The organism is Castellaniella sp. (genome assembly GCF_041675725.1).
Lineage (GTDB): Bacteria > Pseudomonadota > Gammaproteobacteria > Burkholderiales > Burkholderiaceae_B > Castellaniella.
On the sequence record NZ_JBAYTI010000023.1, the window covers coordinates 1 to 14541 of the forward strand.

General features: G+C 56.4%; 13 protein-coding genes and 1 pseudogene. 2 read left to right on the plus strand and 12 right to left on the minus strand.

Going from position 1 to position 14541, the window contains the following annotated elements; genetic code table 11:
• The coding region (locus WCZ84_RS06480) for a DEAD/DEAH box helicase (RefSeq protein WP_372685445.1) at positions 1-698 on the plus strand (698 nt) is incomplete at its 5' end.
• A gap of 238 nt (positions 699-936) precedes the next feature.
• Here WCZ84_RS06480 and WCZ84_RS06485 read toward each other — a convergent pair.
• The 5 genes from WCZ84_RS06485 to WCZ84_RS06505 all read right to left on the minus strand — a co-directional run bounded on the left by WCZ84_RS06485 (position 937) and on the right by WCZ84_RS06505 (position 4747).
• Complete coding sequence (locus WCZ84_RS06485; RefSeq protein ID WP_372685446.1) at positions 937-1122, minus strand: type I restriction-modification system subunit M N-terminal domain-containing protein; 186 nt, start codon at positions 1120-1122, stop codon at positions 937-939.
• Positions 1123-1139: 17 nt separating this feature from the next.
• The gene (gene dinD / locus WCZ84_RS06490; RefSeq protein WP_372685447.1) at positions 1140-2009 is read right to left on the minus strand and encodes a DNA damage-inducible protein D; all 870 of its coding nucleotides are present in this window, start codon (positions 2007-2009) and stop codon (positions 1140-1142) included.
• 238 nt (positions 2010-2247) lie between these two features.
• Entirely contained in the window at positions 2248-3816 is a 1569-nt protein-coding gene (locus WCZ84_RS06495) for an IS66 family transposase (protein ID WP_372685448.1), read from the minus strand.
• Positions 3817-4037: 221 nt separating this feature from the next.
• Positions 4038-4397 carry an IS66 family insertion sequence element accessory protein TnpB gene (gene tnpB / locus WCZ84_RS06500; RefSeq protein ID WP_372685449.1) on the minus strand — a complete coding sequence of 120 codons (360 nt, stop codon included), beginning with the start codon at positions 4395-4397 and terminating at the stop codon, positions 4038-4040.
• Entirely contained in the window at positions 4397-4747 is a 351-nt protein-coding gene (locus WCZ84_RS06505; RefSeq protein ID WP_372685450.1) for a cobyrinic acid ac-diamide synthase, read from the minus strand. Before WCZ84_RS06505 ends, tnpB begins: the two co-directional genes overlap by 1 nt.
• An 86-nt stretch (positions 4748-4833) precedes the next feature.
• Between WCZ84_RS06505 and WCZ84_RS06510 the strand changes: the two are divergent.
• A pseudogene (locus WCZ84_RS06510) lies at positions 4834-4995 on the plus strand (integrase); the annotation flags it as partial.
• A 3-nt stretch (positions 4996-4998) separates the two neighbouring features.
• On the opposite strand, the gene WCZ84_RS06515 reads toward WCZ84_RS06510, so the two are convergent.
• From WCZ84_RS06515 to WCZ84_RS06545, 7 genes are all read right to left on the minus strand, one after another.
• Positions 4999-6042, minus strand: coding sequence for a virulence RhuM family protein (locus tag WCZ84_RS06515; RefSeq protein WP_372685451.1), 1044 nt, complete (start codon positions 6040-6042; stop codon positions 4999-5001).
• A 70-nt stretch (positions 6043-6112) separates the two neighbouring features.
• Positions 6113-9214: a type I restriction endonuclease subunit R gene (locus WCZ84_RS06520; protein ID WP_372685452.1), complete on the minus strand. Its 3102-nt coding sequence runs from the start codon at positions 9212-9214 to the stop codon at positions 6113-6115.
• Entirely contained in the window at positions 9207-10382 is a 1176-nt protein-coding gene (locus WCZ84_RS06525) for an anticodon nuclease (RefSeq protein ID WP_372685453.1), read from the minus strand. Before WCZ84_RS06525 ends, WCZ84_RS06520 begins: the two co-directional genes overlap by 8 nt.
• A 1-nt stretch (position 10383) precedes the next feature.
• Positions 10384-11628 carry a restriction endonuclease subunit S gene (locus tag WCZ84_RS06530; RefSeq protein WP_372685454.1) on the minus strand — a complete coding sequence of 415 codons (1245 nt, stop codon included), beginning with the start codon at positions 11626-11628 and terminating at the stop codon, positions 10384-10386.
• Positions 11625-13181, minus strand: a complete 1557-nt coding sequence (locus tag WCZ84_RS06535) for a type I restriction-modification system subunit M (protein WP_372685455.1) — start codon at positions 13179-13181, stop codon at positions 11625-11627. The genes WCZ84_RS06530 and WCZ84_RS06535 overlap by 4 nt, the downstream gene beginning before the upstream one ends.
• Positions 13182-13333: 152 nt before the next feature.
• Positions 13334-13651 carry a helix-turn-helix domain-containing protein gene (locus WCZ84_RS06540; RefSeq protein ID WP_372685456.1) on the minus strand — a complete coding sequence of 106 codons (318 nt, stop codon included), beginning with the start codon at positions 13649-13651 and terminating at the stop codon, positions 13334-13336.
• A 163-nt stretch (positions 13652-13814) separates the two neighbouring features.
• On the minus strand, positions 13815-14531 hold the full coding sequence (locus WCZ84_RS06545) for a tyrosine-type recombinase/integrase (RefSeq protein ID WP_372685480.1): 717 nt from the start codon (positions 14529-14531) through the stop codon (positions 13815-13817).
• Positions 14532-14541 lie beyond the last annotated feature (10 nt).

The window sequence follows — 14541 nt, forward strand, 5'->3', positions numbered from 1 at the left end:
GGTTGACGGCAACACCGATCCGGCGCGATGGTCGTCAACCCATATTGTTCATGCAGTGTGGACCGATCCGGCATATCGCTGCCAAACCGGCCAGTGCACCACAGATACTGGAGTGTGTGCCATGCTACCTGCCGGCGCGAACCGCATTTCCCGAAGACGCGGCCATCCAGGATATATTCCGCCAGCTTGCTAACGAGGTGACTCGTACCGCGTCGATTGCCGATGAAATCGCAGGCGCTTTTGCACAGGATAGCAAGGTGCTGGCCTTGTCCGAGCGGACTGAGCATCTTGACGCATTGCATGCTGCTCTGGTTGGGCGGGTGCAGCCTTTGTTCCTGCTGCATGGCCGTCAATCGAAGAAACAACGCGCCAGCGTGATCGCGGCCTTGAATGCATTGGATGCGGATGTACCGCGTGTGTTGCTGGCCAGTGGCAAGTTGGTTGGCGAAGGTTTCGACCATCCACCGCTCGACACACTGATGCTAACAATGCCGATTTCATGGAAAGGCACGCTGCAGCAGTATGCTGGTCGCTTGCACCGAGAGCAGGCGGGCAAGCAGCGCGTGCGTATCATCGACTTCATCGACACCGGGCACCCTTCGCTGCTGCGCATGTGGGAACGGCGTCAGCGTGGTTACCAGGCAATGGGCTATCGGATAGTTGCAACGGAGGAATTGAATATGGAATTGCCTGCGTAGAGCGAGTTTCTTGTTCTGGCAATGAATATGGGTAGCGCGCCGTTCGGATTGTTTGCGGCGACAGCGACGTTGCCAGGATGAAATAGCTTCCGGCAACTGCCGCAGGATCAGCAGCAAATCCTCATGGTGCGTCTCAGGGGATTGGCTCTGGAACAACGCCAGGCCGTCCTGGCGGAATGGGACGCGCGCTGTGACTCGGGTGCTGTGCATAACACCATTGCCTACCTGTACGGTCTGATCAAGAATTTTCGCCCGTCCATTCCGCATCGGCCTGACGCTTCTGGTCCAGTTCGTCGAGCCGTTTCATGAACAGCAGGTAGGTGATCTGCTCGATGGCGGTGAGCGGATTGCTGATGCCGCCACTCCAGAATTTGTCCCAGAGGCGTTTGATGGCGCTTTGCAGTTCAGGGTTGTTTTGCAGCATGGTGTTTGGCTCTCGATTCAGTCTGTGTCTTGCTGCTTTGGGGCAGGAAGTTTCCCGGCCTGTTTGACGAGCTTCTTTTCTTCGGTCTTGACGCGACGCTCCAGCTTCTTGATGTCTTCTTCTGCGGGAAGCCGCTCAGGCTGGATGCCGCGCTGCCCGAGCATGTCACGCACGCTGCGGTTGTTCTGCTCGTGCTCGCGGGTGATCGAGGTTTCGCCATGCAGCCGTTCCTGCGTGACGTTGTGGTTGGTCATTTCGGTGGCAAGGTTCTTGGCCGCTATGGTCAGCGTGGGCAGAAAGTCGGCCAGCGGACGGGTCTGGGTGATGCCATAGCGGTCTTTCATCATCTGGGTAGTGTGGCCGCCGAACAGCGCGGCATCGCCCTTGGAGCGGATGCGCCCAAAGCCCTTGTCGTCCACGCCGTGCTCGTAGAGGTTCTGCGACAGGGTCTTTTCCGACTCCCGCAGGCGGTCGCGCGCATCCAGCCGGGCCCGCAGGCGCATGCGATCTTCGATCAGTTCCTGCTTGCGGGTCTGGATGGCGAAGTAGCTCTGGGCGAAGGCGATGGCCTGCTTGCGCGGGTCGCCGTTCTGGGCGACGAGGTAGCAGGCATAGCGGGTGAGCATGAAGTCTTCGACTGGGCGGTCAGCGCCACTGCCGATCCCGACCATTTTCGTGACGCCACGAAAATGGTCAGTCTCGTCGTAACCCGTTGTTTTACAAGACTCAATGGCTCGACCAATAGCGGTCTTGAAGTTCTCCCAGCGGGCATAACCGAGGGGTTCCATCAGGTCACGGGCGAACCAGAACTCCACACCTTCTTCGGGGATGGTGTGGCTCAAACCATCGAAATGGCTTTTCAGCAGTTGGATGTCATGGGATTCCATTCGGCTTCTCCGAGCGTCGGGTCTTTGACGTTCCAGCCCGATAAAGCAACTTATCTGTTTGACAATTGCATCATTATATGATACTTATCGTAACCAAAAATATCTCAACGATGGATGGCGGCACCCCTTTGCTGCAAAAGGGATAAAGGCAAGGAAATGGTGTTCAAGGGACAACGGTCCTACCCGGAAAAGGAAAAGACCACCATCACGCCAAACCGTAAGCGGTGCACTTATCTCATTATTCACAGGCAGCCAGATTCATGGCTAAATCCTGGTCATGGGTATTCCACGGCAACAGCGCCTCAATCTCGTCCACCGTCTGGGCCATCGGCAGGCGCTCCAGCACGAAGCGCAGCCACGCATAGGGCTCGCGCCCATTGGCCTTGGCCGTCTCCAGCAGCGAGTACAGCACGGCACTGGCGTGCGCGCCCGCAGGGGTGGCACTAAAGAGCCAATTCTTGCGACCCACCACGAAGGGCCTGATGGCATTCTCGGCCACGTTGTTGTCGATGCTCAGGTCGCCGCGCTCGGTGTAACGCACAAGTCTGGGCCAAATCTTATGCAGGTACCCGAGCGCCTTACCCAGCTTGCTCTTGGGCGCGACCGCCGGCGCGGTCTCGTCCAGCCACGCGCGCAGCGTGTGCAATGCCGGCAGGCTGTAGGCCTGGCGGCCCGCCAAGCGTTGATCATCGCTGGCCTCTTTCAGGCGCGCCTCGATGCGATACAGCTGGCCGATCAGATCCAGCGCATAATCGGCCCGCGCGCTCTTGCCTTTGGCATTGGCCCGCTTGGCTTCTACGAACTTACGCCGTGCGTGGGCCATGCACGCCAGGTGCTCCACGCCCGGTGTGCGGGCCAGCGCCGCATAGCCTTCGTAGCCATCGGTCATCAGGTACCCGCGCCAGCCCTCGAGCAGGCGCACTGGTACCTGCCCCGAGCGGTTGGGGTCGTAATCGAACAGCACCACGGGCTTGCCTGGCGGCCCACCGCATTGCACCCACATATAGCTTTTGCTGTTCGGACTTCTGCCCGGCTCCTTCAACACCTGAACCGGGGTCTCGTCCATGTGAATGAGAGGAGCCTCCAGCAAGGCGTCGCGCGCCAGGTTATGCAGCGGCTGCAGGGCTTGGGCCAGCTTGATCATGGCGCGCGCCATGCTCTGGCGGGTGACCTGGATGTGGTGACGGGCAAGGACCTTTTCAAAGCGTGCCAGCGGCAGCCCATCGACGTACTTGGTGACGGCTATCATGGCAAGGATGCCGGGCCCGAAGTTGCTGCGTGGCAGCACCTGGGCGGGCGCGGGCTGCTGCACCGGAGCCTGGTCCCCCTTGGGGCAGGCGTAGCGTGGGCGCACCATGCGCAGCACCCGGATTTGCATGGGGATGATGTCCAGCTGCTCGCTGACGTCTTCGCCGATGCGCACCAGCGCGGTGCCGCAGGGGCACTGGCGTTGGTCTTCTGGCACATCGATGACGAGCTCCACGCGTGACAGCTCGGGGGGCAGGGCCCGGCGGTGGCCGCGCTGCGGCTTGGCTGCGTTGGCAGTGGCAGCAGGCGTCGCCCCCTCATCAGGATCGTTGGCACCGCCCGCCTGATCGGCCTCGTCGGCTAGGCGCTCGACTTCGTTGAAGAGTTCACCCTGGCGCGATTCGCTGCTGGGGCCGAATTGTTTGTGACGGGCCAGGCGCCATTGTTCAAGGATCTGCTGGACCTTCTCGGCCACCCCGGCGGCGATCCCGCGCTGCAGGTCGTGGGCGAACTGTTCGGCAAGCCCCTGGCGGATCTGCTCGGTGAGTTGTGCCGTCACCTGTTCGGTGATCCGATGCGTGACGCGCTCTGTGACTTGCCGCTCGATCGTCGGAGTGATCTGCGCGATGGCGCGGCTGCGCTCGGTGGCAAGTAGCGCCTACAGCTCTTCGATTGACTGGGGCAGCACCAGCGCCCAGGCACGGTGGCCAGGGGTTTCTTGGGCTGATGACGGGGGGGTGGCTGCATGGCTTGAGGGCATGCAGAATTATACCAAAGAATTTATGTAACTGATTGATAATGAAGCGATTTATGAGGCTTGTTGGCCCACAGATCGAAGCCCTCCAGAAGCCACTCGAGCTCCCTGGTGGTGATCTGGCACGTCGCCCCTGCGCTGGTCTGCCTGGGCCAGGCAAAGCGCTCGGCCTCCAGGCGCTTTTGCCACAGGCAAAAGCCATTGCGGTGCCAGTACAGGGCCTTGATGCCGGTGCGCCTGCGATTGACGAACACAAACAGCGCATCGCCAAACGGATCCATCATGAGCTCTTCTTGTACGATGGCCGACAGGCCATTGATCTGGCGCCGGAAATCCACCGGCTCGCAGTGCAGGTACACCGCACCGATGCGGCTGCCCGGGTGCATCAGCGGCTCCTCGCACTCAACGCCGCTGCGGTGGCCGCAAGCCAGCATGGATCGGGCAAGGCCGCCATCTCCAGACACAGGCCTGGCCCCACAACCAGCGTGCAAGGCAAGCTGCTGCCCATCTGTGTGGGCGCCTCGCGCACCACCTGAACGGTGGCAAACCGTGGCCTGGGCTCTGACACGACCGCCATCGCTGTGCGCTGCGCCTCGCGCTTGATGCGTTTGCGCCAGAAATACAGGTTTGAGGCCGCAATGCCCTCGCGCTCGGCATACGCCTTGGTGGTTGCCCCCTCGCGTTCGATTGCCGCCAGGTGCGCTCGCCAATAGGCCTCGTCCTTACGTGTTTCCATGTGCCATGCTCCGGTCAATATTCACGGCGCACGGCATGACAGCCTCAGATCATCGCCACAATTATGTGAGAAATGGACCGCTTACGTATGAGGTGCTGATGGGGTGGAAAGCGCCGGCGGCGGGTGGCCCTGATAAAGCTCAGCTCAATAGCAGCCAGCGATTGAGTGACCAACACGCCCGGCAGCAGATCAGCCATGAACTCGGGCATGAAAGGTTGAAAGTGACGTCGATCTATCTGGGGGCCTGAGGCTTATCCGTCATCTCTGGTGTTTGACTCACCGGCCGCCAGTTTTTTTACTGCTTTGTCGAAATCGCTTTCAAACAGGCGATCCTGCACAATTCTGTACTTTTCAAATTCGCTTTCCGCATGTGTCTGGGCAAGTTTTGCAGAAATCTTGCCGCTGTTCTGTAGCAATTCCCGTTCATCAAATTCGAGGAAAGCGTCCAGCCGCTTGGACCAGTCTTCCATGCTCATTGGAATCTTGCGGCGCGCCCGATCCTCGGCCAGTTCCAGATAGGCGTTGACGATGCGGCCCAATGAATCCAGCTCGTCCTTGGTCAAGTAGTTCTTGGCCACGGCCACATCGGTTTTCAATATCTTGCCTTCGGGCGCGCTCGCCCAGGACGTCAGTCCCATATGTGGCTTGCTGCTATCGGCCCGCTTGCGGATCAACTCTGCAGCGGTATGGCCGTGGATGGCGTAATGCAGTTTGTTCTGTACTTTGGCGAAGAAGGCCTTGGTGGTCGGCGCGTCCTTGTTGTAGTCCACGCTGGTGGCATAGATGTCGGTGATCTTCTGGTAGAAGCGTCGCTCGCTGAGACGGATCTCGCGGATTTCCGCCAGCAGCCGCTCGAAGTAGTCCTCGCCCAGGAAACTGCCGTTTTCCATGCGCTGACGATCCAGCACATAGCCCTTAATAGCGAACTCACGCAGGACGCCGGTCGCCCACTGCCGGAACTGCGTTGCGCGTAGGGAGTTGACCCGGTAGCCGACGGAAATGATGGCGTCTAGGTTATAGAAGTCCACTGCCCGGGACACCTCCCGCTGGCCCTCCTGCTGAACTATCCGGAATTTCCGGATAGTTGCCTCAGGCGCGAGTTCCTGGCTGGCAAAGATGTTCTTCAGGTGCTCGCTGACGGTGCGTACATCCACCCCGAACAGTTCGGCCATCAGCTTCTGCGACAGCCACAGGGTTTCGTCCTCGTAGCGAGCTTCGATACTCTGCTCGCCGGCCTGGCCAGTGAAGATCAGGAACTCGGCTGTGCTGTTACGGATCAATTTTTTGCCATTCATACCGAGTATCTCCACGTGGTCCGTATGTCGACCAAGCACGCTTTAACACCAGTGCGATAACTCTGGCCGGTCAAACATGCCCACCTACGCCTTTGAATTTTTCGACGAACGCGGCGATCTTCTGGAAGACGCTTTGCTTCTTTGTCAGGTACTCCGGATTGAGCGGGCTCATCTTGGGCAAGAGGGCATTGAGTTCGGTGCCGTTCTCGCTGGCGAATTCACGTCTCAGTGAGCTGCTGATGTACCGTCTGGCCGCCTCTGCATTCAGCGCCTCATCGTTGATCAACTCCTGAGCCTCGCGCTGCTGCTCGGCCTGGGCAAAGCTGAAGAATGCCTCGATCACGCTGGCCTTGTCGCCCAGCCCATCCAGGTCGGTCTGGTTGATGAAGTCCACTACAAGGCTTTCCTTGGCCCGATTACCCAGGCTGGCCCGGATCACCCGACGCACATCCTCGATCAGAGCCACCTTGTCTTTGGTCTTTTTGTTCTTCTCGAAGATCAATTCCAGGATGTAGTCCAGGTTTATTTCCTGCGACTTGAGCAGATCTACCTCGAACACCACATCATCCCAGTCGATGCTGGATTTTTCTTTTTCCGCTGAGGCTTTCTCCCTGCGCAGCCAGTCGCGGATGTCGTTGTAGGTGGAGCGGTAATCCTGGATTTTCCGATCGGCGGGAATGTGGATCTCCTGCAATACGGCCAAATCTTCGTCGCTCAGGTAACGTTCCGCCTTGAAGTCCTCCACCGCCTGCGGGTCGCTCGTATCAATGTCCTGCAAGGCTTTCAGGCTGGCGAATTCATCGTAGTTTTGCAGCACGTTTTCCACACGCAGGTATTCGCCGAACAGTTTGGCAAAGGCCTTTTTGTCGGATTCCTTGACGATGTTCGCCAGATCGGGAAAGCGCTGCTCCAACTCGTTCACCACATCCTTGAAGCCACGTCGCGCCTCGCCTGTGACGACATCGGTGAAGCCTTCCATGTACTCGGCATAGCTTTTCTCCAGCACCACGTTCCGGGTGTTCTTGTCACCGAACAGGGTGATAGCAGCAACGGTCGGCTGTTCCAGATCGCGGAAGGTGACGACATTGCCGAAGGTCTTGGTAGCGTCAAAAATGCGGTTGGTGCGCGAATAGGCCTGGATCAGGCCGTGGTAGCGCAGGTTCTTGTCCACGAACAAGGTATTCAGCGTGGGCGCATCGAAGCCGGTCAGAAACATCCCGACCACGATCAGCAAATCGACATCCTGCTCTTTGACTCTCTTGGCCAGGTCGCGGTAGTAATTCTGGAAGCCCTTGCTGTCCACGCTGAAGCTGGTCTTGAACAGCACGTTGTAATCAGCAACGGCCGCGCTCAGGAATTCCTTGGCGCTGCTGTCCATGGCCGAGACTTCAAAACCTTCGTCCGCAATGTCACCCACCGCGTCCTGCTCCTCGTTGGCGGCGTACGAGAAGATGGTGGCAACCCTCAAAGGCTTGTCACTGTCCTTCTGCAGGGTCTTGAAGGCTTGGTAGTAGAGCTTGGCCGCATCCACGCTGCTCACGGCAAACATGGCATTGAAGCCCTTGGCACCCGCTTGCAGGCGGTGGGTTTTCTGCCGGAAGTTGTTCAGGATGTACTGGGTGATTTCGCGGATGCGATCCGGGTGCAGCAAGGCCTGCCGGTTTTCCGCTGCGCTGAGCTTCTTTTCGTCCTGTTCGCTTTCGATGGCTTTGAACTGCGGACGTACATCGTTGTAGTCCACTTTGAACTTGAGCACCTTTTCGTCGCGGATGGCATCGGTGATGACGTAGGAGTGCAGTTCCCGACCGAACACGCTGGCGGTGGTGTCCGCACCCAGCGCGTTTTGCGGGAAGATCGGCGTACCGGTAAAACCGAACTGGTAGAACCTCTTGAACTTCTTCTTTAGATTCTTCTGCGCCTCGCCAAATTGGCTACGGTGGCACTCGTCGAAGATGAAGACCACCTGCTTGCCGTAGATCGGCAGGTCGTTTTCGCTCTTCATTAGGTTATTGAGCTTCTGGATGGTCGTGACAATGATCTTGTTGTCGTCCTTGTCCAGGTTGCGCTTCAGGCCCGCCGTGCTGTCCGAGCCGTTCACGCTGTCGGGTGAAAAGCGCTGGTATTCCTTCATGGTCTGGTAATCCAGATCCTTGCGATCAACCACGAAGAACGCCTTATCGATAAACTCCAGCTCCGTCGCCAGACGCGCAGCCTTGAAGCTGGTCAGGGTCTTGCCCGATCCCGTTGTATGCCAGACGTAGCCGCTGCCCTCGGTGCTGCTCCAGTGCTTAGCCTGATAGGCACTCTTGATTTTCCACAAGATGCGCTCAGTCGCGGCAATCTGGTAGGGGCGCATCACCAGAAGAGTATTGCCGACGTCGAATACCGAGTAGGTCAGCAGTACATTGAGCAAGGTGTGTTTCTGGAAGAAAGTCGCGGTGAAGTCCTTCAAGTCTTTGATCGGGCTGTTGTCAGCCTGCGCCCAATTCATGGTGAAGTCGAAGCTGTTCTTATTGCGCTGCGTGGTGTTGGCGAAGTAGCGCGTGTCGGTGCCATTGGAGATGACGAACAGCTGCAAATACCTGAACAGGGAATGCTCGCTGTTGAAGCTCTCCTTGCTGTAGCGATGCACCTGGTTGAAGGCCTCGCGGATGGCCACGCCGCGCTTTTTCAGCTCCACTTGCACCAGCGGCAGGCCGTTGACCAGCACGGTTATGTCATAGCGGTTAGCATGGCTGCCGGTTTGCTCGAACTGCTTGATCACCTGCACCTTGTTGCGGGCGATGTTCTTCTTGTCGAGCAGGTAGATGTTCTGGATGCGGCCATCATCGAACACGAAGTCATGGATGTAATCATCATGAATCTTGCGGGTTTTCTCGACGATGCCATCGCTGGGCTTGTCCAGCCAAGTTTCTACGAAGCGCGCCCATTCGCCGTCCGAGAATTGGACGCTGTTCAGGGTTTGCAATTGCTCACGGACATTGGCCAGCAAATCTAGCAGTGTTCTCAGTCCGGGTAGGTATTCATATCCTTGGTTGGCCAGGTCCTGGATGAACTCGCGTTCCAGGTCGCCTTCGCTTTGGTAGCCTTCAGCAACCTTCCACTCTTTGACGTACCTGTCGAGCACGATGAAATTGTTCGACTCGGCGATGGGCTTGATGTACTCAACCATTTTGGCGCTCCTGCTGCCAATATCCATAGTTGTTCAGGTTTCTAAGCAGCAGCCCAACCATCTCTTGCTCAGGCGGTGTCGGTTCTGCAATCTCTTCGTTGGACAGGGTATTGTGGGGATAGAAATTCATAACCCTGCTGGCGTAAGCTTTTTTATCGCCCGGCAGCAGATCAGACCAGCTTCGGTACCCAAGAAAGTTGGCGGTCTTTTCATAAAGATTACGCAGCAGCGCAAAATGGTAGCGCTGCACGCCGTTTGTATCGACAGCCTGCTCAATAAGTTTTTTAATGTGTAGGTGATACGAAAAGATTTTGTTTGAATCACCTTTCTTTTCCTCAAGCACAAATGTGCCATCATCCAATCGACTCAAAATATACCCGCTCTTAGCATCGATCTCGTTGTAGAACACGTTGTAAAACAGTGGGCTATGGGTCGATACGATGAACTTGACATCCGATGTACTTGACTTGATCAACTGCCCTAGGTTTACGGCAAGCTGAATTAAGTGGTTCTCATCCAGTGAGCTGACCGGGTCATCAATGAAAACATATTCCATTTGATTGAATTGATCTATCTCTCGATCAGCGGGCTCAGCTACATTGAGCACGCCGATCACCTGCTCAAGCAGCGTATAGAAAATACTCCAGATGAAGTTACTTTCTTCGCCCTTCGATATTTTCAAGTTTCCCGAATGCGTCGCATCGCCACGCTCCATCGAGAAAGTGACTTCCGAGAAGGCTCTGACGGTGATCTCTTTATCATCTCTGTCTTTTTCTGTTCGCTCTGCATTAAAACGTGGAGTGAGTTTGTCGTTGGTGTAACGCTGAAAGGTCGTGATGATATTTTGGTCTTGACCTTGGTCCTTCAGCACCCAGTCCGTAAAAGTATTCGGTTGGATTTTCAGCTTCGGGTCGGCGTCACTCTCCAAGTCATTGTCCCAATAGAACAGGTCTTCAGTGAAAGCGTTGTAATACAGGATTTTGTTGCGTGATAACTCAGGTGCATCGACTTCCTCATCGCCCTCTTCGCCATTGGCTTTGGGCGCAATCAGTTGCTTGAATTCACGCGACAGGCGCGTCTTCCCCGTGCCGTTGAAGGCATAGATCAGCTGCACTTTCTTGTTGCCGTCTTTCAGCTGCTGGGCGATTTCGGTCAGCGTCTTGCCCATGTCATGCCCCTACCGCTTCCGGGTCGGGGAAGCTCAACAGCAGGTCGCGGTAATGCTCGTATTGCTTCTGGCGCAATTCGATCTCGCGGGGCAGGCCTTCGCTGGTGGAGTTGGTGAGGGCATCAAATTTGTCGAGGATGGCGACAATGCGTGCTTGTTCGGCGAGGGACTTTTCAGGGTCGTTCGCATAAGGAAGAGGGAGCTTGAAACTTTTGATGATGCTTGAGTTCAGATCGCCTCTAGCACCTTGGCCTAGCGCCTTGATGTTTTCATAATTAAAACTTACCCAGTGAAATACATAGCGGTACAACGCCTTTTTGCTGTCAATCTCTAGGCAGCCGCAGTGCTGATTGGTGGTTAGTGGCATCTTGTTAATCGCAGATCTACCTGCGGTTGCACCAGATATTGCAACGATTACGCAGTTCGCCGGAATCCACTTCGCCGCCGAACTGTCTAGCGCCGCCTGAGTAATTTTTACTTCGGTACTCTCAATATCTAAAAACTTGACCTCTTGGGTTCTTAGCCATGGAATATCACCGCCTTCGTAATACTCTGGCACACCTGCTTTTGGCGTTCCGCCTGAGTACCACTTCTTGATTACGTCCCCTAACGTCTTCCACTCCACTTCCCCGTCTTCAAAACTCAACAACTGGTCGCGGTAGTGGTTGTATTGTTTTTTGCGGGCGGTAAGCTCGGTGGTCAGCTCGGTGGTCAGCTCGGTGAAGGCGTCCAGAATGCGGACGATTTCGGCCTGGATTGCCAGCGATTTTTTGGGGTTGTCTGGGCAGGGGATGGGAATGCTATATTCGAGGATCTTTGCTTTATCGCCGCGCGGCATCTTTGCCCCTTTGGCGTGCTGCATGTTGTAAGCAAAGAATTTTTCATCCGTGAGTATTTGGTGCAGATACCCGGAGCTTAATGATGGATCGTTAGGGCGAATGACAAGCACGTCGCCATTTGTGCCGCCCGCCTGATCGGAGAGCCAGATTTTCTTTAGATAAGGTCGAATATTCCCAATCAGTACATCTCCAGAGCGATACTCAATGTGGCGCCCCTCTGTGGGGACGTAACTTGAGTCGGTTTTGCCTGCCCGGTTCGGTAGCAAGTTATCAACGCCGACATAGTTTCTTTTGTTGACCTGATTGGAGTCGATGCGCGTGCCCGAGTACTTGGCAACTTCCCCCAGGGCCTTCCACTCTACCGGCATCCCATCCAGCAGCTTTTTTAGAAAATTTACGCTGCTCATGCCTTGAGCTCCTCGCCGTCAATCTCCTCGACGATGGCATCAATTTCTTTTCGAAGCTGGTCGATCCTGGCGACGGTGATTTTTAGCTCGGCATTGATCTGAACAATATCCACCATTTCGCGGTTATCTTTGGCTTTGACGTAGCTACTTACGGATAGGTTGTATTCTTTGGAAGCCACTTCCTCGAACGGTGCCGACTTGGCAAAGTGATCGATGTTTTCCTTGCTGTCGAACACCGACATGATTTGCTCGATGTGCAAGTCCAGCAGCACGTTGTTGTTGGTTTCTTTCTTGAACAGGCTGCTAGCGTCGATGAACTGGGTGTTGGTGTTGGCCTTGTGTTTGGAAAGCACCAGAATGTTCACGGCAATGGTGGTGCCGAAGAACAGGTTTGGCGCCAGCGAAATGACGCTCTCGACATAGTTGTTGTCCACCAAGTATTGGCGGATCTTCTGCTCCGCTCCGCCACGGTAGAAGATACCGGGGAAGCAGACGATGGCGGCGCGACCCTTAGCCGAAAGGTAGTGCAGCGCATGCAGCACGAACGCGAAGTCGGCTTTGGACTTGGGTGCCAGCACGCCGGCCGGGGCAAAGCGGTCGTCGTTGATGAGGGTGGGGTCGTCGCCGCCGATCCACTTCACCGAGTACGGCGGGTTGGAGACGATGGCATCAAAGGGTTTCTCGTCGCCGAAATGCGGGTTCCGCAACGTATCGCCCAGCTGGATGTTGAACTTGTCGTAGTTGATGTTGTGCAGGAACATGTTCATCCGCGCCAGGTTATACGTGGTGTGGTTGAGTTCCTGGCCGTAAAACCCGTCTTCGATGATATGGGCATCGAAGTGCTTTTTGGCCTGCAGCAGTAGTGAGCCGGAACCGCAGGCAGGGTCGTAGATCTTGTTGACGCTGGCCTGTTTGTGCATGGCCAGCTGCGCGATCAGCTTGGACACATTCTGCGGGGTGAAGAACTCGCCACCGGACTTGCCGGCGTTGGCCGCATAGTTGGAGATAAGGAACTCGTAGGCATCGCCGAATAGGTCGATGTGATTACCTTCAAAGTCGCCGAAGTCGAGTTCGGCTACACGTTTGAGCACGGCGGCCAATCGGCTATTTTTGTCGGCTACGGTGTTGCCGAGGCGGTTGCTGGTGGTGTCGAAGTCGGCAAACAGACCTTTGATATCACGTTCTGATGGATAACCATTGGCAGAGCTTTCAACGGCGGCGAAGATGCGCGCCAAGTCGGTGTTCAGGCTTTCGTTGCTGTTGGCACCGGCGGCCACGTTGACGAACAACTGGCTGGGGTAGATGAAGTAGCCCTTGGTCTTGATGGCGTCGTCCTTGATGTCCGAAGTGATGACGCTGTCGGGCAACTTGGCGTACTGGATACTGTCGTCGCCGGCCTCGATGTAATTGGCAAAGTTCTCACTGATGAAGCGATAGAACAGAGTGCCGAGGACGTATTGCTTGAAATCCCAGCCATCGACTGCGCCGCGGACATCGTTGGCGATTTTCCATATCTGGCTTCGCAGGATGGCGCGTTGTTCGGTGCTGGTCATATAGTTCTTCCTGTTTCAGTTTTTTGGTTTGGCTCAAGCATGAGGCTTGAACCAAGAAAATGGGGCATTGTCTTTACAGGCAACGCACGTAGCGATTTCTTGCCGAGCAGTTGTCCTTTCTGACGCATCGGCTCTCCTGATGTCCACGCTCATCAATCCAGCACGACCAGAAACTCAGTCGCCAGCGCAGTCGGCTGAACATCCCGAACATTGCGCTGTAGCGAAACCAGGCCGTAATCCGCCATCATCCGCAGGGTACGCGACAGGTTCGGTACCTTGCGGCCGCTGAGTTCGGCCAGTTCGGTCAGGGACTTGGGTTGCTTGTCATGGATCAGGCGCAGCAGGCGGCGGTTGTCGTCTGAAAGTACTGCTGCCAGTGATGCCAGAGACGGAAACCAAATGCTGGGCGTTTCGCTTCCCTTTGGTGGCGAACCGTCTGGCTGTCGGATACCTACAATGCAGCGCTTCATGATCGCGAATCCAATGACACGTTGATTTACAATTATATCAGTCTCTGATAATCATCGTCGATCATAAATGGCTGCTACAAAGGAAAAGACCGAGACAAGGGAATGGCTAAGGGGCAACGGCCCTACCCAAAAAAGGAAGAGGCCACCAGCGTCTCGGACAGACTCACACCACCAGATTTGCCGACGGCGCCAGCCTGTCGATGTAATCCGACCACGCCTGCAACATCTCCCGCCGCTGTTCGGCATACTCGGCCCGGTTGTAGACCCCCCGCACGCCGCCGATGGTGTGGTTCAGCGCCTTCTCCACCACATCCGAAGGCCAGCCCTGTTCGTGCAGCAGCGTCGATGCGGTGCGCCGCAGGTCGTGGATAGTGAAGGCGGGGATCTCCTGCCCCTGCAATGACACCTTCAATGCCTGATTCAGTGCATTGTTGGCGAAGGGCTTGGCCAGGGTGCCACGGCCCGGCAATACCCAGATACTGCCGCTGGCGAGCGGCTTGAGTTCCTTGAACAGCGTTTGCGCTTGGGTGGATAGGTAGACGATGTGCGGCTTGCCGGTTTTGGAGTTTTCCACCGGGATGTGCCATTCACCTTCGTCCACATGCACATCCTTCCACTGCGCCAGCATCAGCTCGGACTTGCGCACCAGGGTCATCAGGATGAGCTGGAAGGCGATCCTGAACTGGCGACGGATGTTGGAGGTCTGCATGGCGCGCAGGAACTGCCGGATCTCGTCCAGCGTCAGCTTCTCGTACTTGCCATTCAGCCGGTAGCGCCAGACGACGCCTCCGGTCGGGAAGACCTCTCCACATACAGTCCCCGGTCGTCGGTGACCGTATCGGTCTTGTCCCCGGGCTTGAGCGCCTTGAGCGCAGGTCAGTGGATCTCCT

What these genes read in the sequence shown, in the direction of transcription:
- WCZ84_RS06540 (WP_372685456.1), bottom strand. Translation starts at nt 13,651, where the DNA reads ATGAAGCGCTGCATTGTAGGTATCCGACAGCCAGACGGTTCGCCACCA.
- WCZ84_RS06520 (WP_372685452.1), bottom strand. Translation starts at nt 9,214, where the DNA reads ATGGTTGAGTACATCAAGCCCATCGCCGAGTCGAACAATTTCATCGTG.
- WCZ84_RS06525 (WP_372685453.1), bottom strand. Translation starts at nt 10,382, where the DNA reads ATGGGCAAGACGCTGACCGAAATCGCCCAGCAGCTGAAAGACGGCAAC.
- tnpB (WP_372685449.1), bottom strand. Translation starts at nt 4,397, where the DNA reads ATGCACCCGGGCAGCCGCATCGGTGCGGTGTACCTGCACTGCGAGCCG.
- WCZ84_RS06515 (WP_372685451.1), bottom strand. Translation starts at nt 6,042, where the DNA reads ATGAATGGCAAAAAATTGATCCGTAACAGCACAGCCGAGTTCCTGATC.
- WCZ84_RS06505 (WP_372685450.1), bottom strand. Translation starts at nt 4,747, where the DNA reads ATGGAAACACGTAAGGACGAGGCCTATTGGCGAGCGCACCTGGCGGCA.
- dinD (WP_372685447.1), bottom strand. Translation starts at nt 2,009, where the DNA reads ATGGAATCCCATGACATCCAACTGCTGAAAAGCCATTTCGATGGTTTG.
- WCZ84_RS06485 (WP_372685446.1), bottom strand. Translation starts at nt 1,122, where the DNA reads ATGCTGCAAAACAACCCTGAACTGCAAAGCGCCATCAAACGCCTCTGG.
- WCZ84_RS06530 (WP_372685454.1), bottom strand. Translation starts at nt 11,628, where the DNA reads ATGAGCAGCGTAAATTTTCTAAAAAAGCTGCTGGATGGGATGCCGGTA.
- WCZ84_RS06535 (WP_372685455.1), bottom strand. Translation starts at nt 13,181, where the DNA reads ATGACCAGCACCGAACAACGCGCCATCCTGCGAAGCCAGATATGGAAA.